Source organism: Candidatus Zymogenus saltonus (assembly GCA_016929395.1).
In the GTDB taxonomy this organism is placed as follows: domain Bacteria; phylum Desulfobacterota; class Zymogenia; order Zymogenales; family Zymogenaceae; genus Zymogenus; species Zymogenus saltonus.
Map to the genome: position 1 here is coordinate 14,903 of JAFGIX010000052.1, position 24,557 is coordinate 39,459.

At 51.7% G+C, this 24,557-nt stretch carries 24 protein-coding genes; 22 read left to right on the plus strand and 2 right to left on the minus strand.

Features of this window, described 5'->3' with window-relative positions:
- Positions 1–37 precede the first annotated feature (37 nt).
- Together JW984_10045 and JW984_10050 are read left to right on the plus strand one after the other, a co-directional pair.
- A complete protein-coding gene (locus JW984_10045) occupies positions 38–1,150 on the plus strand; it encodes an endonuclease/exonuclease/phosphatase family protein (GenBank protein ID MBN1573523.1) in 1,113 nt (370 codons plus the stop codon).
- A 22-nt stretch (positions 1,151–1,172) separates the two neighbouring features.
- Positions 1,173–1,619 (plus strand): DUF192 domain-containing protein, encoded by a 447-nt coding sequence (locus tag JW984_10050; protein ID MBN1573524.1) that lies wholly within the window; start codon positions 1,173–1,175, stop codon positions 1,617–1,619.
- 120 nt (positions 1,620–1,739) lie between these two features.
- On the opposite strand, the gene JW984_10055 is transcribed toward JW984_10050, so the two are convergent.
- On the minus strand, positions 1,740–2,537 hold the full coding sequence (locus JW984_10055) for an enoyl-CoA hydratase/isomerase family protein (protein ID MBN1573525.1): 798 nt from the start codon (positions 2,535–2,537) through the stop codon (positions 1,740–1,742).
- Positions 2,538–2,705: 168 nt separating this feature from the next.
- Between JW984_10055 and JW984_10060 the strand changes: the two genes are divergently transcribed.
- From JW984_10060 to JW984_10075, 4 genes are all read left to right on the plus strand, one after another.
- Positions 2,706–3,494 carry a phosphodiester glycosidase family protein gene (locus JW984_10060; protein ID MBN1573526.1) on the plus strand — a complete coding sequence of 263 codons (789 nt, stop codon included), beginning with the start codon at positions 2,706–2,708 and terminating at the stop codon, positions 3,492–3,494.
- Between the two features lie 276 nt (positions 3,495–3,770).
- Positions 3,771–4,502, plus strand: a complete 732-nt coding sequence (gene lexA / locus JW984_10065) for a transcriptional repressor LexA (GenBank protein MBN1573527.1) — start codon at positions 3,771–3,773, stop codon at positions 4,500–4,502.
- Between the two features lie 72 nt (positions 4,503–4,574).
- Positions 4,575–4,826 (plus strand): hypothetical protein, encoded by a 252-nt coding sequence (locus tag JW984_10070; GenBank protein MBN1573528.1) that lies wholly within the window; start codon positions 4,575–4,577, stop codon positions 4,824–4,826.
- Positions 4,827–4,925: 99 nt separating this feature from the next.
- Positions 4,926–6,089, plus strand: a complete 1,164-nt coding sequence (locus JW984_10075; protein ID MBN1573529.1) for a site-specific DNA-methyltransferase — start codon at positions 4,926–4,928, stop codon at positions 6,087–6,089.
- Position 6,090: 1 nt separating this feature from the next.
- Here the strand turns inward: JW984_10075 and JW984_10080 are convergent, their stop codons facing one another.
- Positions 6,091–6,810, minus strand: a complete 720-nt coding sequence (locus JW984_10080; GenBank protein MBN1573530.1) for a restriction endonuclease — start codon at positions 6,808–6,810, stop codon at positions 6,091–6,093.
- 120 nt (positions 6,811–6,930) lie between these two features.
- Here JW984_10080 and dinB point away from each other — a divergent pair, with 120 nt between their 5' ends.
- The 16 genes from dinB (at position 6,931) to JW984_10160 (ending at position 24,501) form a co-directional block, all read left to right on the plus strand.
- A complete protein-coding gene (dinB, locus tag JW984_10085; GenBank protein ID MBN1573531.1) occupies positions 6,931–8,217 on the plus strand; it encodes a DNA polymerase IV in 1,287 nt (428 codons plus the stop codon).
- A 176-nt stretch (positions 8,218–8,393) separates the two neighbouring features.
- On the plus strand, positions 8,394–9,128 hold the full coding sequence (locus tag JW984_10090) for a hypothetical protein (GenBank protein ID MBN1573532.1): 735 nt from the start codon (positions 8,394–8,396) through the stop codon (positions 9,126–9,128).
- Between the two features lie 205 nt (positions 9,129–9,333).
- Positions 9,334–12,336 carry a phosphoribosylformylglycinamidine synthase subunit PurS gene (locus JW984_10095; GenBank protein ID MBN1573533.1) on the plus strand — a complete coding sequence of 1,001 codons (3,003 nt, stop codon included), beginning with the start codon at positions 9,334–9,336 and terminating at the stop codon, positions 12,334–12,336.
- Between the two features lie 84 nt (positions 12,337–12,420).
- On the plus strand, positions 12,421–13,266 hold the full coding sequence (locus JW984_10100) for a phosphoribosylformylglycinamidine synthase subunit PurQ (GenBank protein MBN1573534.1): 846 nt from the start codon (positions 12,421–12,423) through the stop codon (positions 13,264–13,266).
- A 250-nt stretch (positions 13,267–13,516) separates the two neighbouring features.
- Positions 13,517–13,651, plus strand: coding sequence for a 50S ribosomal protein L34 (gene rpmH / locus JW984_10105; GenBank protein MBN1573535.1), 135 nt, complete (start codon positions 13,517–13,519; stop codon positions 13,649–13,651).
- Positions 13,652–14,098: 447 nt separating this feature from the next.
- Positions 14,099–14,497: a ribonuclease P protein component gene (gene rnpA / locus JW984_10110; GenBank protein ID MBN1573536.1), complete on the plus strand. Its 399-nt coding sequence runs from the start codon at positions 14,099–14,101 to the stop codon at positions 14,495–14,497.
- Positions 14,498–14,593: 96 nt separating this feature from the next.
- Positions 14,594–16,249 carry a membrane protein insertase YidC gene (gene yidC / locus JW984_10115; protein ID MBN1573537.1) on the plus strand — a complete coding sequence of 552 codons (1,656 nt, stop codon included), beginning with the start codon at positions 14,594–14,596 and terminating at the stop codon, positions 16,247–16,249.
- Positions 16,250–16,258: 9 nt separating this feature from the next.
- A complete protein-coding gene (locus JW984_10120; protein ID MBN1573538.1) occupies positions 16,259–16,921 on the plus strand; it encodes a KH domain-containing protein in 663 nt (220 codons plus the stop codon).
- 283 nt (positions 16,922–17,204) lie between these two features.
- Entirely contained in the window at positions 17,205–18,680 is a 1,476-nt protein-coding gene (gene mnmE, locus JW984_10125) for a tRNA uridine-5-carboxymethylaminomethyl(34) synthesis GTPase MnmE (protein ID MBN1573539.1), read from the plus strand.
- Between the two features lie 273 nt (positions 18,681–18,953).
- The gene (locus JW984_10130; GenBank protein MBN1573540.1) at positions 18,954–19,727 is read left to right on the plus strand and encodes a ParA family protein; all 774 of its coding nucleotides are present in this window, start codon (positions 18,954–18,956) and stop codon (positions 19,725–19,727) included.
- Positions 19,727–20,599: a ParB/RepB/Spo0J family partition protein gene (locus JW984_10135; protein MBN1573541.1), complete on the plus strand. Its 873-nt coding sequence runs from the start codon at positions 19,727–19,729 to the stop codon at positions 20,597–20,599. The genes JW984_10130 and JW984_10135 overlap by 1 nt, the downstream gene beginning before the upstream one ends.
- 121 nt (positions 20,600–20,720) lie before the next feature.
- Positions 20,721–21,200, plus strand: a complete 480-nt coding sequence (locus JW984_10140; protein ID MBN1573542.1) for a polymer-forming cytoskeletal protein — start codon at positions 20,721–20,723, stop codon at positions 21,198–21,200.
- A gap of 147 nt (positions 21,201–21,347) precedes the next feature.
- The gene (locus tag JW984_10145) at positions 21,348–21,773 is read left to right on the plus strand and encodes an ATP synthase F0 subunit B (protein ID MBN1573543.1); all 426 of its coding nucleotides are present in this window, start codon (positions 21,348–21,350) and stop codon (positions 21,771–21,773) included.
- A 1-nt stretch (position 21,774) separates the two neighbouring features.
- On the plus strand, positions 21,775–22,443 hold the full coding sequence (locus JW984_10150) for an ATP synthase F0 subunit B (GenBank protein ID MBN1573544.1): 669 nt from the start codon (positions 21,775–21,777) through the stop codon (positions 22,441–22,443).
- Between the two features lie 38 nt (positions 22,444–22,481).
- Positions 22,482–22,991: an ATP synthase F1 subunit delta gene (gene atpH, locus JW984_10155; protein ID MBN1573545.1), complete on the plus strand. Its 510-nt coding sequence runs from the start codon at positions 22,482–22,484 to the stop codon at positions 22,989–22,991.
- Position 22,992: 1 nt separating this feature from the next.
- Positions 22,993–24,501 carry a F0F1 ATP synthase subunit alpha gene (locus JW984_10160; protein ID MBN1573546.1) on the plus strand — a complete coding sequence of 503 codons (1,509 nt, stop codon included), beginning with the start codon at positions 22,993–22,995 and terminating at the stop codon, positions 24,499–24,501.
- The last annotated feature ends 56 nt before the right edge of the window (positions 24,502–24,557 follow it).

A 24,557-nucleotide genomic window follows, 5' to 3' on the forward strand; every position in this document is an offset into this window, starting at 1 on the left:
AAATAGGGGCCTGTAATACTTTTTATGGAGGTCTAAAGTGAAAGGCAAGATCCTGATGTTATTTCTGATTTTTGCCCTTTTATCTACACTTTTTGCGGCCGCGCCCGCATTCCCCAAGGAGCTCAAGGTCGTCACCATCAACGTCTGGTCGGGCCTAGACTACGAGGGGACGTTAAAGATGGGGGAGTACGAGTCGAAGGAGGTGAGGATGGGGAGGTACAACCTCCTCGTTAAGGAGTTAAAACGCCTCGACCCTGACGTGATCGCGATCAATGAGGCGAACCTCCTCCCCAGGTACGCCCGCAGGCTGGCCAAAGACCTCGACATGGACAAAATCCACTCCGTAGGCCTCGGGGGAATCCACTTCGGCTACATCGGGATACCGGTGAACTTCAGGGAGGGTGACGCCATCCTCGCTAAAAAAGAGCTCAAGCTCAAATCCCTCGGAAGGAAGAGGCTCTCCGGCGGGGGGATCATAAATAACTTCATGACGTTCCACCTGACCGACGCCTGCCAGATAATCGGTGGCGTGATAAATTTCGACGGCAGGGACGTCTACATCTTCAACACCCACACCCACGCAAGCCCCCCCAACGAGCCCTGGTTCATGGAGAGGCTGGAGGGGGCGAGGGCCGAGGGGAGGCTCACCGAGGAGGGACTCAGAATCGCAAAAGAGTCGGTCGTTGAAGACCAGAAGTGGCGGATGGACGAGATAACGAAGCTCCTCAAGTGGGTGTCCGAGGTTGTGCCCAGGGGTAGGCCCGTTGTGCTCGTGGGGGATTTCAACGCGGAGATTGACACCGTCGAGATGAGGCAGGTTATAGACGCCGGGTTCATCGACACACACGCCGTCGCAAACCCCGACTCGGTATCCATGGGCTACACATGGAATCCCGAGACGAACCTCAATATAATCAAATACTACGATGCAGAAGCGGCAAGGACGTTGAGCGAGGCCGACGGCGCAAGCCCGAAGAAGATCGCCGACAAGCTGGATGACTTCATCCAGAAACGCCTCGACTTCATCTTCGTGTCGGAGAGCATAGGGGCGGAGAACGTCATCGAGAGCGCGGTCGTCTTGGACAGGGAGGAGGGGGGACAGCACCCGTCCGATCACTACGGCGTTATGAGCGTAGTCAATATTGAATAGTTGCGGAAGGACGATACTCCCCATGAAAAACAGCAAAACTGTTTCCGTCATCGCTGTAATGCTTCTTGCCGTCTCTCTCTACATGATACTCCCACCGACGGCCAAGGGGGAAGGGACGGCCCTTGTCAAGGTCAAGGGAATCCCCCTCACGGTGGAGATAGCGGATAAACCGGCCGAGCGCTCCCTTGGCCTCATGTACCGCAAAAACCTCCCGGAAAACAAGGGGATGCTCTTCATATACAAGAGGCCCGCAACGATGAACTTCTGGATGAAGAACACCTACGTCCCCCTCTCCATCGCCTATATCGACACTAACGGATACATCATCGCGATATTCAAGATGGAGCCTCTGAACGAAAAAAAGATCTACTCGTCGCCCGCCCCCGCAATATGGGCGCTTGAGGTCAACCAGGGGTGGTTCGAGAAAAACGGCGTAAGGGTAGGGGACAGGGTGAAGCTATACAAGTAGCAGATTTCAGCTACAGCGGTTTTTTTTAAATCGCAATGCTCATTAAAAGGGGCCGCCCCGTGACCAAAACCGGGCGGCCCTAGCTTCTTCAGCATGTATCCAAGGCGCAACATATTAAAATCACCTCCCCTTGAACTTCGCCGGCCTCCTCTCGAAAAAGGCGGCGGCCCCCTCCCTCAAATCCTCGCTGTTCAGGGAATCCGTTATCATCTTTTCGATCTCCGGGTAGTCCTCCTCGGAGATTCCCTGGTGGGAAAGGAGCCTGTTGAATATATGCTTGTGCCCCTTGAGGGCCAGGGGGGCGTTCGATGCAATCTCCCTTGCCATCTCGTAGGTGAAGGCGCCAAGCTCCTCCCTCTTAACCAGATAGCTCACCATACCCATCTCCAACGCCCGCTCCACCTCGTAAAACCTACCGGTGAAGAAGAGCTCCTTGGCGTTTGCCAGCCCCACTACGTTGATGAATCTCTGTATCCCTCTGGGATGATAGACGAGGCCCAGCCTCGACGGGGGAATGCCCATCCTCGACCCGACGGAGGCTATCCTGATGTCACACGTCACGGCCAGCTCGCACCCCGCCCCGAAGGCGTATCCGTCTATCATCGCAATGGTCGGATACCGAAAGTTCTCCACCGCATCGAGGCCTATCTCGAGGGGGCTCCTCTTCGCCAGCTCCTTCTTCTGCTCTTCCGAGAGCCCAGTAGGTATTTCGGCGATATCGTAGCCGGAGGAGAATGACCCCTCCCCCGCTCCCCTGAAAACCACGGTCCTCACCTCATCGTCCTTGGAAAGCTCCCCCAGATGCTCCGCAATCAAAAGCAGCATCTCGGGATTCAATGAATTTTTCCTCTCGGGGCGATTGAGAATTACGGTGGCCACAAACCCCTCCCTCTCTATGAGAATGGAATCGTTCGACATCTTCGGTCTCCTGACAAGAAAATATTAAAACTCGGCGTCCAAACCTCAGCGATTGAAGACGATCTCAAACAGCCGTCATTCAAAACCAATATCACCAAAGACACAGAGGTGTCAACGGAATTTGTAAGAAACTTCTCACCTTCGCCCAGGGCGGCAAAAGAAAAAGGGGTGGAAATTAAATACTACCTTCGCTATAATGATAACATGATGAACTTAAAATCAAAAAACCTACTTTTAATCACTCTCCTAATCTCCCTGACGCTCCTCCTGCCCCGATGCGCCCACGTCCCCCTGTACGACATCACGTCCTCCGTAGACCTCAAGAGCGGCGACCGCCTCTTCATCACGAGACTGAAGCACGGAACCTACAGGGCGAAGATAGTGACGGCCGAAGAGATCGTAGGGGAGAAGTTCGCCCGGACAAGGGAGATCCTCAAGGCCACAAAGGCCGACATCTGCCTCAACGGGAGCTTCTTCGAGCTGGACGGCTCCCCCAGCGGCCTCTTGATAACAAACCGCGAGGAGAAAAACCCCTTCGTCCCCGGGGTGGGGGACGGCGTCCTCTTCACAGACAAAGACGGGGAGCTTCACCTTGTGTCCATAGAGGACTTTCTGAAATACGAAAACGACGACTTCGTGGACGCCGTTCAGCTAAACCTGCTGAGCGTAGACGACAACCTCCTCTACCGGTGGTGGCGGTGGTACGCCAAGGAGGTCCCCAGAAACCTCATCGGGATAAACGAGCGGGAGGTCGTTGACGTGATCTTCAAAAACACCAACCTGGTTTTGGGCGACGAATACATGAGGCACGTTCATAAATGCCGCGTCGTGGGGGCGCTGGACGGCGGCGGGAGCGCGTCCGCCGTCGACAGGCTCGGCAGGGGCAGCAGCGACGACGAAAGCTACGAGCGGCGCGAGGCCCGCGTCCCCATATTCATATTGATATACCTGAAGTGAATCGACACATCCCTCCCCTCACACCCCCAAAAAGACCAAATTTTTTTCTTGACATGTCCCACCCTCACCCCATATAATGTTACCCAACACCAGTTGGTCTATTTGACAAAACGCTATTGAGCCAATTTTAGTCCCTCAAGCTGAGGGTGTAGTGGAAAGATGGGAGTGGTGGCAAAACGGGGTTGGGGCCTTTTGGGGGTGGCAGAACGCTATTGGGGCACTTTCCGTCCCACTGAGCTTCCAATCAAAGAATTACCATTGAAGGAGAATTTCCCTATGACAGGCTCTTCGACAAAAAACAACCCCAAGGGGGCCGGGAGGCTCACCGACCGGCAGAGAGAGGCCCTTGACATCATCCGCACCTTCATCGACAAGGAGGGCTACCCCCCCACCGTCAGGGAGCTGGCCGACACCATGGGGATATCGGGGCCGAAGGGGGCAAAAGAATACATGGACATCCTCGAGCGAAAGGGCTACATCGAAAGGGTCCACCAGAGCCCGAGGGCGCTCAAGATCGTAGACCTAAAGCCCGGAGATACGGGCGCCGCCAGCGAGGGAGTAGAAATCGAGGGGGCAACGAGGCCGCCCCTGTGGCTCAGAGACATCCCTGTCATCGGGCGGGTGGCGGCGGGAGAGCCGATCACCGCCGTAGAGAACATCGAGGGATACTTCTCCCCCGACAACAGAAAGGACGACCTCTTCATGCTCAGGGTCAGGGGGGAGAGCATGATAGACGTCCACATCGCCCCGGGAGACATGGTCCTGGTAAGGCCGCAGCAGCACGCCGAGAGCGGAGACATCGTGGTCGCCCTCCTTAACGGCGAGGCCACCGTAAAGCGCTACAAGATGGGGTCGGGGCGGGGGCCGGAGGGCGCCGGCGCGATGCTCTTTCCCGAAAACAGGGACATGAAGCCTATCGTCGTCGAGGGGGAGGACGACTTCTCCATCGTGGGGAAGGTCGTCGGCGTGGTGAGGGACATGGAGGGGGACCTTGTGGTCCCGGAATAGTGGAATTTCAAAAGAGAGGATGCGGGGCGATGGCCGAACCCAAAAGCACCGGCCGAGGCCCCAAAAAGATAGATGGTCGTCACGATCGAGGAACAGATAAAGGTGGCCGCCGTCTTCGGCGGGGGAAAGGTGCTGCCGAGGTGGTTCGTGTGGCGCGGAAAAAAATACACGATAGCCGAGATCACCTACACATGGAAAGACAAGGAGGGAAAAGAAACCCGCCACCACTACGCCGTCACCGACGGCATAAACCTCTACGAGCTCTGCTACATGGAGCACGACATGAGCTGGTACCTGGCGTCGGTGGAGATCGAGGGGAGATGAGGGGGAATAATCGGATTTATATCTTGACATGAGGCAACTGGTGATATTAGACTAAGTTTAAGAAAAAGTTGCTTTATAAGATGTCCAGAGGACTCAATTATGAAAAATCAATACAAAAAGATTGAGTTGGAACTTAGAAGGGAACTCAATGGAAAGGAATTAAGTATATTGAAAGACCTTTCCGTTCGAATCCCCGAAGAGGATTTTTTTATAGAGCAAGCAAATGGCAATATAGTTTTAAACCTGAGAGCGCTGGACTTAAATAGTTTTGAGAGCATGGTTAAGGAATTGTCAACAAGATACCATTTGCAGGAAGATGACAATCCGTTCCTTAAGATACGAGACAAGATACTGGCCATTGGAAGCTATGGTATTAAGGGTAAGAAGAGACTTTTTGTAGGTTATAACAAAGAAAGGAAAGTAAAGGACAGGACAAAAAAGGGAGAAGAAAGAGGCTTACATTACTATGCGATGGACGGAAATTTTAAAAAAAGGAATAATGAATTACCCGATGAATATGTAAATAGAATCATATGCGATGACAGTGAGGAGTTCCTTAAGCAGCTTCCAGAAAACAGTATCGATTTAGTATTTACCTCACCGCCGTACAATTTCGGCCTCGATTACGACTCTGATGAGTCTGAAGATGGAGTGGACTGGCAAAAGTACTTTGATAAGCTTTTTGCGGTTTTTGATGAATGTATAAGGGTTCTAAAATATGGTGGCAGGATTATTGTGAACATCCAGCCACTTTTTTCCGATTATATTCCAAGTCATCATGTAATAAGTAACTTCTTTATGCAGAAAAAGCTAATCTGGAAAGGCGAAATCCTTTGGGAGAAAAACAACTACAATTGCAAGTACACCGCCTGGGGCAGCTGGAAAAGTCCCAGTAGCCCGTACCTGAAATACACATGGGAATTTCTGGAGGTCTTTTGCAAGGGGACCTTAAAGAAGGAAGGTAAAACCGAAAACATAGATATCACAGGAGATGAATTTAAAAAGTGGGTTGTAAGTAAGTGGTCGATAGCCCCCGAAAGGAACATGAAAAAGTATGATCATCCGGCAATGTTCCCTGAAGAATTGGCAATAAGGGTCTTGAAGCTTTTTAGCTTTAAAAATGACATCGTTTTGGATCCCTTTAACGGGGTGGGCACAACAACTGCAGTCGCAAGAAAGTTGCAAAGGCGTTATTTGGGAATAGATATTTCCGAAGAATATTGTCAAAGGGCGCAAGATAGAATAGGAGAGACGCTATTTTAAATCAAACGTGTTTTCGCAGGATTTCTCTTATCGTGAATACCGCCTTATCTAAATTCTCCTTTTTCAGAGGTTTGTAAAATTCCGGTATATGTATGGGTTTGTCTACTTTTCTTTCACCTTCCAGTAAAGTAATTATGGTGGGGGTTATATCGAAATGTGATATTAAAGTATGAGTCGATGGGCTGCCAAAGGTTACATCCTTTAATTTAGAATAGTCGCCCCCCAACTGACTTTCCAGCTGAATTAGAATCAAATCTATATTCGGATATGCTTCTTTTAATAGCGTAAAGTCAACGAGTATTCTCTTTAACATTGCATTTTCTGTGTACGCCTTGCATTCAATAGCGACAACAAATTTTTTGTCTATGTGTACATGTAAATCTGTTGAAAGGCCATAGTAGTGTCTTTTTATATTGTCTCTGATATACTGTCGTGTCTCTTCATTTTTTATCTTTTCAATGTAATCCTTTTTGATGGGGATTTTTACTTTGCGTCTATCCATAAATATTCTTTCGTCGCTACCCCCTAATGTCTCCCACGCCAAAGACACCATTAAACCAGCGATTGCTTCCACCAGTTTACCCTTCCCCGCTCTTACTATTCCTCCGTAGGCCCTGTCATCAGAATGTTGCGCTTTTTCATCTATCCCTTTTACAACAACTTCGTAGGCCTTGATTGCTTTTTCGATATCTTTTTCAATGCTTTTAAGACTTTCGTCCATTTGCCTTAACCCCTATTTAAAAGGATAGTGGGTTTGAATTATATATCATATAAATAGATATTGTCAAAAAATATGTAAATGAGATAACAACCATTTTGCAGCAACAAAAGGTAACCCCCCATGCCCATCGACCTTGTAAAGAGCGCGTTCATAACGCCGAAGCTGAAAGGCCGGAAGATCACGGAGAACAGGTGCGTCCTCCATCTCGACATGGACGCCTTCTTCGCCCAGGTGGAGCAGGCCACGAACCCGGCCCTCAGGGGGAAGCCGATCGCCGTCGTCGGAAGCAAGAAGCGAACCGTCATCGTCACCTCCTCCTACGAGGCGAGAAAAAACGGCGTCAAGACCGGCATGACCATGGGCGAGGGGATGCGCGCCTGCCCTGAGTTGATTTTAGTTCCCGGAAACAACAGAAAGTACATCGACACGTCGGTAAAGATCATGAAGATACTCAAGGAGTTCAGCCCGATGGTGGAGGTCTTTTCCATAGACGAGGCCTTCGCCGACCTGACGGGGTCTTTACGCCTCTTCGGGGGAAAGGAGGCGATCGGGAGACTCGTCAAGGAGAGAATAAGGGGGGAGCTAAACCTCACCTGCTCGGTGGGGATCGCCCCGAACAAGCTGATAGCGAAGCTCGCCAGCGACCTGAGAAAGCCGGACGGCCTGGTGATCGTAAACGACGGAGAAGTCCCGGCGCTCCTTGAAGACCTCCCCATCGAGGAGATCTGCGGCATCGGCAAAAAGATGGGAAAAAAGCTTCGCACCCTGGGGATCGGGACGATGGGGGAGCTCGGGAGATACCCGGCCCAGGTCCTCAAAAAGAAGTTCGGGATAATAGGGGAGCGCCTCCACTACATGGGCCTGGGCATAGACGAGAGCCCCGTCGTCCCCCTGGGGGACGAAGACCCGGCAAAGAGCATCGGCCACTCGATGACCTTTCCTGCTGACGTGGAAGAGCGCGAGGATATGAACCGCTACCTGCTGCTCCTCTCCGAGAAGGTGGGGAGAAGGGCCAGAAAACACGGCTGCTCCGGGCGCACCGTCTACCTCTACGTCAGGTTCTCCGACTTTACCGGCACAGGCAAGAGGCAGACCGTCAAGAGCCCCGTAAACCTCGATTTCGATATATACTGCGTGGCGTCGAAGATCTTGGACACCATAGAGATCGAAAGGCCGGTGCGCCTTCTGGGGGTCAGCATCACCAACCTGGCATACAACGGAAAGCAGTTCCCCCTCTTCACCGGGGAACGCCGAGAATTTCTTCTGACGGACGCCATGGACAGCGTCAAGGACATCTACGGCGAGGACGCCCTGACCTACGCCACCGTGACGCAAAGGCAGATCGAGGCGGGGGTCATCTCCCCGGCGTGGCGGCCCCAAGGCCCGAGGCGCGTCGATCCCAAATAGCGCGGCTCAATCCGCCCCTCCTTGTAAAAGAGAGCCGTATCCGGAAGAAGGCGGTTTTTTTCCGGTTTTTGTTGACTGCGGAACAATTATCTAATATATTTTAACCTTAAAGTAATATCGCGAAAATATTAAATTCCATACACCCATCAAAAAATTATTACTATGGGGCCGCCAATATGAACTATATGAAGCTTATAAAAGGCGATAAAAGAAGGATTTCGATCCTTGCCGTAAGCGCCCTTTTTGTCCTTCTCCTCACAACCAACGCCTTCCCGAAGAGTCCCCTCGAGACGGGAAACCAGATCATAGCCGAGAGGGCCGATGAGCTTATCAAGGGAGGGGGAAAGGCGGAGACCTACGCATACGGGGCGATAGCCGATAACGATAACAACCGGAATATGTTCCGCATACCCGCCCTCATCTCCGAGCTTACGGGTCTTGATTTCGTGCCCCTGGCGATCATCGAACATATAGGGAGCGACATAGTCCTGTACGCCACGGTTGCCGGACTCCCGGACGACCTTAGGGGCAAGGAAGATGCGGTCAAGATACTGGCGAGGAGGCAGCTCAAACACTTCGAACGGACATATTACGACTCCTACTTCAAAGAGTTGAAGGGGGAAGATCACCTCACGTTTTCCAACGCCGCGGCAAAAGAGGTCTCCGAGGCCTTCACAGCCGAGTACGGCGACCTGACAGCCTCAGATCCCGAAAGCCTCGGGAGGAAATACCCCACGGCCAAAGAGGCGTCGGAGCTGACCGGTATAGATATCTCGGCCCTTTCGAGGATCAGGGCCTTCGGTGGACTGGAGAGCCTCTTGAAGTTTCTGAGCCTCCTCCCGGAAGACCTGCCCGGCAGGGACAAGGCGATAAAGGTTGTTGCCAAGGAGAAGAGAAAGGCCGGCTTTTAATTTTTGATTTCCCCCCTTGCCTTGTTCGCAAGTGGTTTAGCTCTATGTTATCTATTGTTAATTCGGTCTCTTTAAATTGGGCTTCCGATATTGAAGTCAGCGGGTCCTCGAAGCTCATCGGGACCTGGTTTTTATTTGGGCCGGGTTTCTGATTTGTTTTTTTAATGTTCGAACTCAATAGATACTTTAAAATGAGAGACGGTATATGGAACGCAGGGCACACAGAATAGAGGTAGGCCTTAGGCGCCGGTTCAAGGACGCCCTGGGCGACAAGATGAAAAAGAGGATCGCCGAAGACCTCAAGATCGACGTCGACTCCGTAAAGACGATAAACGTCTACACCATCGACGCCGACTTCAAAGATAGCGAGCTAACGAAGATCGCCGAAAACCTCCTCGTCGATCCTATCGTGGAGACCTACTCGATCGACTCCCCCTTGGGCGCTCTATGGGGCGAGTTCGATTTCGCCGTGGAGGTCTCGTATCTCCCGGGGGTCACCGACAACGTGGGGAGGACGGCGACCGAGGGCATAAAGCTCATCTTTCCGGGGAGTCTCGGCAAAAAGGAGAAGGCCTACTCCTCCGTCCAATACCTCATCTCCGGCAAAATAGACAAAGACGATGCTGAGACGATAGCGAAGAAGCTCCTGGGAAACGGCCTAATCCAGAGGTTCACCATTTTGGACGAAGGCAACTTCAAAAAGTCGGACGGGATTCTCCCCTACGTCCCCAAGGTCACCGGCGCCCACACAAACGAGGTAAGGGGCGTTAAACTTGACGTTAGCGACGACGAGCTTATGAAGATAAGCAGGGAAGGTGTCCTGGCGCTGTCGCTCGAGGAGATGAAGGAGATTCAATCTTACGTCCACGACAATAAGGTCGTTGCGGGAAGGGAAAGAGCCGGGCTGGGAAATATGGTCACGGATGTGGAGCTGGAGGCGTTGGCCCAGACCTGGTCGGAGCACTGCAAGCACAAGATATTCAACGCCGATATAGACTACGTGGATGACGGTAAGACAGAAAAGATCACGAGCCTCTTTGACACGTATATCAAGGGGGCCACCAAGAAGATCAGGAAGAAAAAGGGGCGCAAAGATTTTTGCCTCTCCGTCTTCGTTGACAACGCCGGGGTTATAAGCTTCAACGAAGACCACAACCTCGTCTTCAAGGTGGAGACACACAACAGCCCCTCCGCCCTCGATCCCTACGGCGGGGCACTGACGGGGATCGTCGGGGTGAACAGGGACCCCTTCGGGACGGGGATGGGGGCCAGGCTCATCTTCAACACCGATGTCTTCTGCTTTGCAGACCCAAACTTCAAGGGGGACATCCCCCCTAGGCTCCTCCACCCGAAGAGGGTCTACGAGGGGGTGAGGGAGGGGGTGGAGCACGGCGGAAACAAGAGCGGCATCCCGACGGTAAACGGGACGATCGTATTCGACGACCGCTTTCTGGGAAAGCCCCTCGTATACTGCGGCACGGGGGGGATAATGCCGAAGAAAGTGGGCAACCGCCCCTCCCACAAGAAGCGCGCCCGGGTGGGCGACAAGATCGTCATGACCGGCGGCCGCATCGGCGCCGACGGCATCCACGGCGCGACCTTCTCATCGGAGGAGCTTCACGAGGGCTCCCCGGCAACGGCGGTCCAGATAGGCGACCCGATAACCCAGAAGCGAATGACCGACATGCTCCTCGTCGCCAGAGACCTCGGCCTCTACAACGCCATAACCGACAACGGCGCCGGCGGCCTCTCATCGTCGGTGGGCGAGATGGCAAGGGACACCGGCGGGTGCATCCTCCACCTCGAGAGGGCGCCCCTCAAGTACGAAGGTCTTCGTCCCTGGGAGATCCTCCTCTCGGAGGCTCAGGAGAGAATGACGCTTGCCGTCCCCCCGGATAAGCTCGACAGTTTCCTCGATCTGGCCGAGAGGATGGACGTGGAGGCGACTGTCCTTGGGGAATACACCGACTCCGGCAAATTCCACATCCTCTTCGAGGGGAAGACAGCGGCGTACCTCGACATGGACTTCCTCCACGAAGGGAATCCGAAGATGAAGCTCACGGCCAAGTGGACCCCCCCGAAACACCCGGAGCCGGGAGAGAGTGACCTTCCTCTTCCGGAAGACCTGAACGATGCACTGTTGAAGCTGCTGGGGAGGCTCAACGTTGCCAGCAAGGAGTCGGTCGTCCGCCAGTACGACCATGAGGTACAGGGGACGAGCGTCATAAAGCCTCTTGTTGGTATTAAAGACGACGGCCCCTCCGACGCCGCCGTGCTGACCCCGGTTCTGGGGAAAAGGGAGGGGGTAGTCGTATCGAGCGGCATCTGCCCGAAGTTCTCAGACATCGACACCTACCGGATGGCAAAGATCGCCGTGGACGAGGCGGTCAGAAACGCGGTCGCCGTGGGCGGAAACATCGACTACATGGCGGGCCTCGACAACTTCTGCTGGTGCGACCCGGTGAAGAGCGAAAAGACCCCGGACGGCGAGCACAAGCTCGCCCAGCTCGTTAGGGCGAACAGGGGCCTCTACGACATAACGACCCACTACGGGATACCGATGATCTCGGGAAAGGACAGCATGAAGAACGACTACATGATCGGGGAGACAAAGATATCTATCCCCCCAACGATCCTCTTTTCCATCATCGGAAGGATCGACGACGTGACCAGGTGCGTCACCATGGACGTCAAGAGCGGCGGCGATCTCGTCTATGTCCTTGGGATTACCAAAGAGGAGATGGGAGGGAGCGAATACTTCGCTCATCACGGATTTATCGGAAACTCGGTCCCGACTGTGGACGAGAGGTCAAACCTCCTCCTCTACCGCGCCCTTTACAAGGCGATTCGGGCCCGCCTCGTCAGGTCGTGCCACGACGTCTCCGACGCCGGGCTCGGGGCGGCGCTGGCCGAGAGCGCCTTCTCCGGCGAGCTGGGGATGGAGATAGACCTGAAATCCGTTCCAAGAGAGGGCGTCACGAGGGACGACTACCTCCTCTTCTCCGAGTCCCAGGGGAGGTTTGTAGTGACCGTAAGGCCCAAGGACGCATCGAGCTTCGAGAGGGTTGTTAAAAAGTCGGGCTTTGCCCGCGTGGGGATTGTAACCGAGGAGAAACGCCTCGTCATTACTGGTCTCTCTGGGAAGGTTGTTGTTAATATAGAGATCGGGAAGTTGAAGGAGGCATGGCAAAAGCCGTTGATGTTTTGACCCGGTAAAAAAATGAAGACGCAAATAGAAACGCGAAAAATTGTACCTTTAAAAAGCTGAACGAAAAGGATTGAAAAATTTGTCATGAAAGACGGAGTAAAGGTAATAACAATATCGGGAAACGGGACGAACTGCGAGATGGAGACCGCCTTCGCCTTCAGGCTGGCGGGGGCCGATGTCTCCGACATCGTCCACATAAGCCGGATAGTCTACGGCGAGGTAAAGCTTGACGACTACCACATCCTCGCCCTGGCGGGCGGCTTTTTGGACGGCGACGACCTCGGCGCCGCAAAGGCGATGGCCAACAGGCTCAAGTTCTCAAAGATGGTGGAGACGGGCGAGAGGCTGATAGATTCCATCATGGAGTTCGTCTCCGACGAGAAGTTGATAATAGGAATATGCAACGGCTTTCAGCTGATGGTGAAGCTCGGTCTCCTTCCCGCGGTCAATAAGACCTACGGCACCCAGTCCACTACCATCACCTACAACGACTCGGGGCGCTTCGAGGACAGGTGGGTATATCTTCATGTGGACGAGAAATCTCCCTCCGTCTTCACGAAGGGGATTACGGACCTCTACCTCCCCGTGAGGCACGGCGAGGGAAAATTCGTCGCCGAGGATAAAGTCCTCGATGAGATGGAGAAGAAAAACCTCGTCATCTTCAGATACTCCGACGAGAATTACAATCCCACCATGGAGTACCCGAAAAATCCGAACGGCTCCTTTCGATCGATCGCCGGGATAAGCGACGAGTCGGGCCGGTTGATGGCGCTGATGCCCCATCCCGAGGGATTCATGTCGTTTACGCAACATCCCCGCTGGACGAGGGAGTACTCCCAAAATGGCTCGTCGGATACACAAAACCGGGAGGGGAAGGGACTCCTCATCTTCAAGAACGGGGTTCGGTACGTCCGGGAAAACCTCCTCTGATCAATGCCCGCCGGACTATTAAGTGTATTTCGATCCCCACATCCCTATCCCAATAAATTTGCCAATAATCCCTCTTAGTTGTTGATGATCTGAGGTGGCAATTTTTCAAAACAGGGCTTCTTTTGGGAAACAACCCCCTCCCCCTTCACTCAATAAAAATCAACTCAAAGTTCTTGACAATCTGGCCATTTAATGATTTAATTATGAAGTTTTATGGTAAAATCTCATTTAGAAATAGAGGTATAGGTTTATGAAAAGGACATTTCAGCCAAGCAACTTAAAGAGAAAGAGAAACCACGGTTTTTTGAAGAGGATGAGCAGTCCCGGCGGCAGGAACGTTATAAAAAGGAGAAGGGCAAAGGGGAGAAAGAGGCTCTCCGCGTGATAAAAAAGCGAAGGGCGGCTCTTGATTGGATTTGTTGGGGAAGAATAGGGAAAGTGAGGGGAATGAAAGGCGGAGGAAAGGGGGAGGAGAGCAGATCCCGTTCGCGATGCTTCCTTAAATAACCGCTGTTCAAATAGTCTTTGCCTTGACCTACAAAATCCGACAAAACATTTTTTCATCTTAAGCGGCCGGTCATTACTGCTTTAAGAGCTTTCACGCCCCGGGTTATATTTTTCAGGGGCGGTTTTGTTTTTTACGGTAGGGGTTGGGCGAATTTCTTGGGGTGGGCGAATTTTTTAAGGGGGAGGCAAATATTGCTCGGGGAATTTGCCTTTTTTGGGATTGGAAACGCGGCTCAATTATCGGGGCAAGATTAGACAGGAGTGCCGATCTAATTTCAAGATATTTTACTTAGGTTTTTTTACAAACAAAACTGCCGGGAATTCGGTGGAAAAAAAGACTTTTTCCAGAAGCGAGAGAATCAGAAAGAAAACCGATTTTGAAAGGTTCAAACTTTACAGGGGAAAAACCACGAAGGTGTTTGGCGGCCCCTTTGTCATCATTCAGCTTCCGAACAATCTGGACATCACCCGAATCGGAATAAGGGTGCCCAAGAAGATCGGCAAGGCGTACGTGAGAAACAGGATAAAGAGATTAATCAGGGAAGTATTTAGACAGAACAAGAAGGCCTTCCCCCCTTCGGCCGACCTCCTGATCATCGTTACGGAAAGGCCCGGTGCCCTCTCTCTGAATTTCTTCATGGAAGAAATCATCGGCGCCGTATCGAGATTATCGGAGAAGTTGAAAACCGACCGTGAAAAAGGTCAAACTGAGAATGGATTTTGAAGATTTTGATTGCTAAATAAAGTGCCGCAGATAATAAAGGATAAATAGAAAACATGTCATTAAATTATATAATCGGAAAATATTGGAGACCCACACATGGATAAAAAGACCCTTTTGGCCATCGTCCTCTCCTTCCTTATACTTATAATCTGGCAGAAATTTCTAGTAAAGCCGCCGGAGAAACCCGCTCCCGGTGAAGAGAGCACCACCGAGGAGATTACAAAAGAAGAATCGACAAAAACCGATGAGCCGGACGCCGAAAAGACCCCCGTGGAGACCGCAAAACCGGAGCCCAAGGGGAAAAAGTCCCCGACTCCGGTCGAGGAGGCGGGGAGGGAGATCGAAATTACAACCCCGAAATACAACGCTGTACTGACCACCGAAGGGGGAAGGATTTCCTCCTTCAGACTGAACGATTACTCGGAAGCGATAGAGGAAAACTCGCCTCCGGTCGATATAATTCTCGAAGAGGTGAAGGACCTCTCCCCTAAGATCGCCTTCGACACAAATCTCGAGGAGTTCAGCGAGGATATAGTATATGCCACAGAGGCGACGGATAAGATCGAGCTGAATGAGGGCGATGAGCCTAAAAGCGTCGTTCTTGTCTGGGAGGGGGAAAATTTCCGGGTCGAGAAGAGCTACACTTTCAACCCCGATACCTACGGGATTGATTTTGACTTCAAGATATACAATCTAACCGACAAAAAGGTCAAGGGAGATCTAGATGTATCCCTCTTTGAATATGTGAAGAAGGAGGAGAAAAAGTCGTTCAGTCTCTTTAGTGGATACCAGTTTCCGGCGAGTTTTCTTGTTTTCATAAACGGAAAAGTGGAGAGGGAAGTTGCGGCGAAGGTAAAAGAGGGGGAGGATAAGGTCATAAAGGGTGACATATCGTGGATCGGTTTCGACTCAAAATATTTTATGCTGGCCCTTTTGATAAAGGAAGTTCCGGGAGAAACGACGGAGGCGATAAGGCTGGAGACGGAGTTGATCGAGGGCGTCTATAGAGTCGGGGACTTCTCCCTCTCCGCCGGGGAGTCTTTCGAGGGAGACATGGGACTGTACCTCGGCCCCAAAGACCCAAAGGCGATGGATGAGGTCGGCCATTCCCTGAGCGAGGCGATCGACTACGGTTTCTTCGCATTCCTCTCCATTCCCCTTGTAAAGCTTTTGAAGTTCTTCTTTATCATATTCAAGAACTACGGCGTCGCGATAATCCTGCTTACCGTTGTCGTCAGGCTTTTACTGTATCCGATAACCCACAAGTCGATGAAGTCGATGAAGGATATGCAGAAGATACAGCCCCTGATGAAGGAGATCCGGGAGAAGTACAAGAACGACAAGGAGAAGATGAACCAGGAGGTAATGCGCCTGTACCAGACCCACAAGATAAACCCGCTTGGCGGGTGTCTTCCCCTCTTCCTTCAGCTTCCGATTTTTATCGCCCTCTACAAGGCGCTCTATGTCGCCATAGACTTGAGGCACGCCCCGTTCTGGCTGTGGATACAAGACCTCTCGGAGAAGGATCCTTATTACGTGACTCCCATCGTCATGGGGCTCTCATATTTTCTCCAGCAGAAGCTCACACCCACCGGCGCCGATCCCACCCAGCAGAAGATTATGCTCATGATGCCGATTGTCTTTACGGTCATCTTCCTCAACCTCCCTTCGGGATTGGTGCTCTATTTTCTCGTGAGCAACATCTTGTCAATAGCCCAGCAGCTTGTGACAAACAAGATAGTAAAGGATTAAGGTTCCGTAATGGATTCTAACGATCACGCAGGACAGAACGAGGATTTGGGCATAGTCGTAACCGGCGTCGACCTCGAGGACGCCCTTAAAAGCGCGGCGGGTCAACTCGGATTGGATCGGAACAGCATGGAGTATCGGGTTATAGATTCGGGAGCGGGGGGAATCTTCGGGCTTCTGGGCAAGAAAAAGATCACCATCAGGGCGTGGGAGGCCGACTCCCAGAGGGCATTAAGAGACGCAATAGAGTTCCTGTCCGAGATATTGAGAAAGATGAAAATAGGCGCCAGGGTTGAGGGCGTCGAGGACGAAGACGGATTGAATCTCAATATCAGGGGGGAATCGGAAGGTTTAGTCATCGGAAGGCGGGGACAGACGCTGGACGCCCTTCAGTACATCACAAATAGATACATTCAGCGAATCCACGAGGGGAGGATACGGGTGGTCATCGACAGCGAGGGATACAGGAGCCGTCGTGAGCAATCGATCAGGAAGATAGCCATAAGCCTCGGCAAAAAGGCAAAGAGGCTCGGGAAACCGGTTGCGGCCGAGCCTATGGGCTCCGTGGAGAGAAGGCTCTTTCACCTGGCACTGAAGACGGATAAAGAGCTCAAGACGGAGAGCCGGGGGGAGGGCGAGAAGAGAAAGGTCATAATCTATCCGGTCAAGAGATAAGGGTCTTCAATCTTCGATCAACTTCATCTTGGCATCAGACTTCAGACCGATTTGCCATTTCAGCGGGGGCTGCGGAATTTTTGACGAGGGAATATCTTTTTAGAATCAAGAGATCTAAGATAAAAGCCTACGGCCCATAGCAATCAATAGCAATGTCCGATGTCGTCTTTTTTATCACGGCTAAAAAAACTCAAAAGCTCAATATAAGATTACACCCCGGGAGATATTCTTCGACTTATAAATTCGCTTCCAACTTTTCCATAACAGCCTTTCTTTTAAATAAATGAACAGAGATTTTGACCGAAAGATCGATGCCGACACAATTGTCGCGGTGGCGACGCCCTGGGGAGAGGGTGCAATAGGGGTGGTCCGTCTCAGCGGCCCCGATTCCCTCTCCATTGGGAAAAAGCTCTTCAGATTTATCCAAAAGCCTCAAAAAATCGAAACCCACAGGATGTACCTCGGCGACGTCCTCGACTCCAACGGGAAGGCGATCGACCGCGCCCTTTTTGTCTTCATGGAATCGCCCAGCTCCTACACCGGGGAAGACGTCGTGGAGCTCCAGTGTCACGGCGGCCCCCTCCTCTTAGAGTCGGTGGTATTGGGAGCCGTGTCCGCGGGGGCGCGTCCCGCCGAAAACGGGGAGTTCACGAGGCGGGCCTTTATGAACGGGAAGCTCGATCTCGCCCAGGCGGAGGCGGTGCTGGACATTATCACCTCCGTCACAGAGAGGGGCCTTCTGGTCTCGGCGGGCCAGCTCTTCGGCGGGCTCTCCGGAGAGATCGAGGATATGAAGGAGGCGCTGGTTCTGCTCCTCGCCGACGTGGAGGCCTCAATAGACTTCCCGGACGAGGAGACCGAGATAATATCCCGGGAGGTCGTCATAAAAGAGTCGGAGCGTATCCTGAAGAGGATAGAAGAACTCCTCTCCACATACCGCCGGGGGAGGATGCTGAAAGAGGGCGCGAGCGTGGTCATTCTCGGGTGTCCCAACGTGGGGAAGTCGAGCCTGATGAACAGGCTTCTGGGGGCGGATCGGGCCATCGTAACGGCCGAGCCCGGAACGACCAGAGATACCGTCTGGGACTTTACCAGAATTAACGGCATCCCGCTCAAGATCGTCGACACGTGCGGCATCCGGGAGGTCCTGGGCGAAGCGGAGCGGGAGGGGGTCAGAAGGGCATGGGAGGCGGTCTCGGGGGCCGACATAATCCTCCTTGTGATCGACGTGACATCGGAAATCGGCAATGAGGAGGAGAGGATGATCTATCTCATCGAGGGCGGGGGGGCCGTAAAGGAGGGAGTCGCAACCCTCGTCGTCCTGAACAAGGTCGATCTCCTCGATGTCAATGAACCGGAGGGAAAGGAAGATATGCGTATAAACGAGATGGAAGACCTCCCCTTTCCCTATCTCTTCACCTCAGCTCTGACGGGCCGGGGGATAGACGATTTGAGATCGGAGATCAGGAGGCTCCTCCTCGATGAGGCGGGGGGAGGCGGGGCCGCTTCCGACAGGATAATCATAAACAACGCGAGACACCTTGAGGCCCTCTTGGGCGCAAGGAGATCCCTAACAGAGATATTAAACGGGGAAAATATCTACGGCCCGGGGGAAGGGAGGATCAAAAGACGTTTTGAGCCGGAGCTACTGGCTGTGGACATCCGCGGTGCGTTGACATCCCTTAAGGAGATTACTGGAGAGGTAGGAGCCGAAGATGTGCTCGACGCCATTTTCTCCCGATTCTGCGTCGGCAAATAGGGGCATTGATTATTCAAGGCATTTCGGGGGGCAATTGTTTCACGTGAAACAATTGCCCCTTTTTTTCGACGGATCGCCCCCCGGGAGTGTTTCACGTGAAACGTTTCGGCAATTTAATTCCTTATCGGCAAGACAAGCAGGGGATTTTTTTCAAATTATTGTCATTTTTATCTTATTATGTTCCATTTTCCACTTCCGATATTTAGAACTTTGTGATATATTACTTCGTATTTTTCGATCTCAATTCAATTCTGTATCAGGCTTAAATACAATATGGCAGCAAAGGTAATTTGTATTGCAAACCAAAAAGGGGGGGTGGGAAAGACCACCACCGCCGTTAACCTCTCCGCCTCTCTGGCTGCGGCGGAGAGAAAGACCCTCGTCATCGATATCGATCCTCAGGCCAACGCCGGGAGCGGGCTCGGAGTCGACAAGAACGAGGTCCGTGAGAGCATCTACCAGGTCCTTATTGAAAAAACCTCCATATCGAAGATATTATTGAAGCCGAAAAGGGAGCTCCCCTTCCTGATGCTCGCCCCCTCGAACACCGACCTGATCGGAGCGGAGATAGAACTTGTCGGGGCTATCGGCAGGGAGCAAAAATTGAAGTCGGGGATCGAAGAGATATTGGACAGATTCGATTATGTCTTGATAGACTGCCCGCCCTCCCTGGGACTTCTAACCGTAAATTCCCTCACGGCGGCACACAGCATCATCATCCCCCTGCAGTGCGAATACTTCGCCCTGGAGGGGTTGGGTCAGCTATTAAACACCATAAACATTATCAGAAAGAATATAAACAAACAACTCGTCATCGAGGGTATCCTCCTCACAATGTTCGACTCAAGAAACAACCTGTCCCATCAGGTTCAGGAGGAGGTGACAAAACATTTCGGCAAACAGGTCTTTAAAAGCGTTATTCCAAGAAACGTTAGTCTCTCGGAATGCTCGAGCTTTGGGCTGCCCATCATCCTCTATGACATCAACTCGAAGGGGGCAATGAGCTACCTGGAGCTCACTCAGGAAATTATTCGGAGAGAGAGATAATGGCAAAGAGAAAGGCACTTGGGAAGGGACTCTCCGCGCTCATTCCGGACGCCGCACCGGTGGAAGAGTTCATCGAAAAGGGAGTGGGAAAGGTCACCCATGGAGATCTCTTTACGGTAAAGGTGGGGGACATTATCCCCAATCGTTATCAGCCCAGGAAGGACTTCGATGACGAAAAGATAGAGGAGCTTGCCGCCTCCGTCGAAGAGAATGGGATTATCCAACCCCTTATTGTCAGAAGCTCAGAAGACGGCTACGAGCTCATCGCCGGAGAGCGTAGGCTCAGGGCTGCAAAGAGGGCGGGCCTCGAGCGCGTTCCCGTGGTGATCAAGGATGTATCAGACTCCGAGATCCTACAGCTGGCATTAATCGAAAATATCCAGAGGGAAGACCTCAATCCGATCGAGGAGGCCAACGCCTATCTTAGGCTGATCGAGGAATTCGATATTACCCAGGAGAATTTGGCCGGGCGCGTGGGCAAGGACAGGTCCACCATAGCAAACACCTTGAGGCTCCTTTCCCTTCCCGATGTCGTAAAGGAGGATGTGGCAAGGGGAGTCCTTTCCTCCGGTCACGCAAGGGCTTTACTTTCCCTAAACGACGAGAGGTCGATCCTCAAGGCGAGGGAAAGGGTCACGTCCAAGGGGATGTCCGTGAGGGAGACGGAGTCTTTGGTTAAGAGAATGAAAGAGGGCGAGCCTGAAAAATTGGCGAGGGAGGTAGATCACCTTCTCCTGGACATCGAAGACGAGCTTACCCGGACCCTCGGAACAAGAGTAAAGATCGTCTCCAGGGGAGCCGGCGGGAAGATAGAGATAGAGTATTATTCAGACCAGGAACTGGAGAGATTGACGGATATCTTGAAATCTTGAACCGTTAAATGAACCTATTTTTTCGGTCTAATTCAGGTTTTCCGGCGGAACGGTAAGGTGCGAATATATATTTTTTTTGTTCGGTTTTTTTATTTTAAAACTTCTGTTGGGGGATAATATCATGTTTGGAAAAGTCAAGATCATCGGCGGCAAGAAACCGGAAAGCTTCGACAAGACATCCGAGCTTAACGCTTTTTTGGGGGAGGGAACTAGCTTCGAGGGATCCCTTTCCTTTGAGGGAACGGTAAGGGTGGAGGGAAAGCTTAAGGGCGATATCTTCGCAAAGGACATCCTTATCGTTGGGCACAACGGCAAGGTAGAGGGCGAGATCGAGGTCGACACGATTATCATCAACGGCCTTGTAAAGGGAAATATCAGGGCCGCCAGAAGGGTGGAAATCTCACCGCCCGGGAGGTTCTACGGCGAGATCGAAACCCCCACTTTTGTCATACACGAGGGGGGCATCTTTGAAGGCAACTGCAGGATGGAGCGGATAAAGGATGAGCTTACGGCGACCAAGTTTTCAACATCGCTGAGGGAGACGGGCCACTACATGGTCAAGGAAGTAAACAAGAGTAACAGCGGCGGCTCCACCCACTGACGGTTGACTCAATCCCGTTCTATTTGCCCGTTATTTTTACTCTTTTTTTAAAAATTCCCCTTGACATAAAAAAGGGCATATGGTAAATTCTCTGTTGAATGACTATTCATTCATTTATTGTAACCGTTTCTTTGGGTAATATAAAAAGTGCTGGAACTTAATTTCACATTCTTTATACAGATGATAAACTTCCTCGCCTTTGTCCTCGTGATAAACTGGCTCCTGGTAAAGCCTATACTTAGAGTCCTCGATGAAAGGAGGAACAGGGTAGAGGGAAACGAAGAAGAGTCGGAGCGCCTTCTGGCGGAGTCGGAAAGGATATTTAACGAGTACCAAACAGCCCTCAAAGAGGCAAGAATCGAAGCAAGCAGGGAGAAAGAGCGTTTGAGATCCGAAGGGATCGAAAGGGAATCCGAAATTATTAAGACAGCCAAAGAAGAGTCCAAGAATATGACGGATAAGCTTAAAGAGGAGATCGCAAAGGAATCGGAAATGGCCTTAGCCAAGATGAAAAATGAAGCCGATGTCCTCTCTAAAGTGATCGCCGAGAAGATCCTCGAAAGGGAGATTTAAAATGAACCTGAAGATAAAACTCACTCGCTCCCTTACCGTTCTGATAATCTTTGCAGTAGTCTCCATCTCCTTGGCCCTCTATACGACGCTTCTCGCCAACGGCGTGGTATCCATCGATGCCATGCAAAATGTCGCCTTCCTGAAAAAATTTGCCCTTTCGCTTGAAAGCGACATTAACAGATTCGAGGACTTCGCATGGAGAATAGCCAACTTCTCTATTTTGATCATCATATTGCACGTTGTCCTTACAGAAAAGATTATCGATTTCTTCTCGAACAGAAAAAAGGCCATCCGCGAGGCCCTCGATGACGCGGCGGAATCCAAGATTAACGCCGAAAAGAGGTACCAAGAGATTACCGCAAAGTTTTCAAAGGTTAAGAAAGAGGTCGAAGAGCTCAGGACAACCTTTCTCGAAGAGGGGAAAAGGGAGCGTCAACGGCTGATTGAAACCGCCGCCAAGGAGGCGGAGAAGATTCGACTTATGGCCGAAAAGAGTATTGAACATGAGCTGATCATGGCAAAGCAGGCCATCAAGACCGAGACCGTTGATTTGGCCTTAAGTATCGCGGAACAGATACTGAAAAAGAATATCAAGAAAAAAGACATCTCGAGAATGACCAACGAATATATTGAAAACACTATTAGTGAAAAGACTGCTAAACTGACATGATTCAAAAAACCGTTGCAAGAAAGTACGCACGAGCCCTGATGGAGCTTGCCAAGGAAGACAACAAAAAGGAGCAATACGGAAAGGAGATATCCTCTTTTTTCACCATGCTTAAAAGTGACAAAATGCTCTGGAGTTTTTTTGTCGGGCCTTCGGAATCTCTGGAGAACAAAAGGGCCGCCCTTGAGGAGATTTTGCCGAAATTTAAATTTTCAAATGTGGTGCAGAATTTCATCCGTCTGATCTTTGAAAAGGAAAGGCTCTCATTCTTGGGGGATATAGTTGAAATCTACAACACCCTTTTGGATGAGGCGGAGGGAAGGGTCAGGGCAAGGATAATAAGCGCCTCCCCCCTGACCAAGGCGGATTTAAATAAAATTGTAAAGGGACTCTCGGCCGCTATCGGCAAAGAGATAGTCGCCGACGTCAGTCTCGATCCTGAAATAATCGGTGGTATTATCGCCCATGTGGGTGGATTGGTCTTTGACGGAAGTATAAAGACCCAGCTGAACAATATTGGTTATAATCTTAAGAAGGAATACGTTAATTGATATGGAAATCAAAGCCGAAGAGATAAGCAGTATTTTAAAGAAGCAGATTCGAGACTACGAAAAGAAACTCGAAATCTCTGAAACCGGTACCATCCTCTATGTCGGCGACGGCATCGCCAGGATTCACGGCCTCGAAAACGCCATGGCCGGCGAGCTTTTGGAGTTTCCGGGGGAACTTACCGGTATTGTTCTAAACCTCGAGGAAGACAATGTGGGCGCGGCTATATTCGGTGAGGGTTGGCACATAAAGGAGGGTGATATAGTAAAGAGGACCGGCCGTATCGCCGAGGTCCCAGTGGGAGAGGAGCTCCTGGGCAGGGTCGTCAACGCCCTCGGTCAACCGATCGACGGAAAGGGCCCCATAAAAACCAAGAACTTCTTCCCCATCGAGGTCAAGGCCCCCGGCATCGTATATCGCCAGCCGGTAAAGGAGCCCCTCCAGACGGGAATCAAGGCCATCGACTCAATGACACCCATCGGGAGGGGACAGAGGGAGTTGATCATCGGCGATCGCCAAACGGGAAAGACCGCCATTGCCTTGGACACCATCTTGAATCAGCGGGATACGGACGTTGTCTCTATCTACGTGGCCATCGGTCAGAAGCGCTCCACGGTCGCCCGGGTGGTGGACATCTTGAACAAATTCGGCGCCATGGATAAAACCATTGTCGTGGCTGTGACCGCATCTGAACCCGCACCGCTCCAATTTATTGCGCCTTACTCCGGCGTCACCATGGGCGAGTATTTTAGAGACAACGAGAGTCACGCCCTTATAATCTACGACGACCTTTCAAAGCACGCAATGGCGTATCGTCAGCTCTCGCTCCTACTGAGGAGGCCCCCGGGAAGAGAGGCGTATCCTGGGGACGTCTTTTACCTCCATTCGAGGCTCCTGGAGAGGTCGGCCAAGCTTTCGGACGACAAGGGGGGTGGATCGTTAACCGCCCTTCCCATAATCGAGACCCAGGCGGGAGACGTCTCCGCGTATATCCCGACGAATGTAATCTCCATCACCGACGGCCAAATATTCCTCGAATCCGACCTTTTCTACTCGGGTGTTAGACCGGCCATCAACGTGGGACTTTCCGTCTCCAGGGTCGGCGGCAGCGCCCAGATAAAGGGGATGAAGCAGGTGGCCGGCTCACTGAGGCTCGACCTCGCCCAGTACAGGGAGATGGCCGCATTTGCCCAGTTCGGCTCCGACCTAGACAAGGCGACCCAGGCCCAGCTCTCCCGGGGAAGCAGGCTCGTTGAAATTTTGAAACAGCCCCAATACAAGCCTCTGCCCGTGGAAAAACAGGTCCTTATCATATTTGCCGCCACAAACGGCTTCGTGGACGAATACCCGGAAGATGTTTTAAAAAAGTATGAGGAAGACCTTTATCTCTTTATGGAGACCAAAAATCCCGAGGTATTAAAGGAGATAAAGGAAAAGGGAGCGCTCACGAGCGAGCTCGAAAGGCAGCTCTCCAAGATAATCACCGATTTCAAAAAGAATTTTATAGTCTAATTTTACCAATTAAGCTTGGCAGAAATTTGAAAAGCTATTTAAAAGAAATATAACGG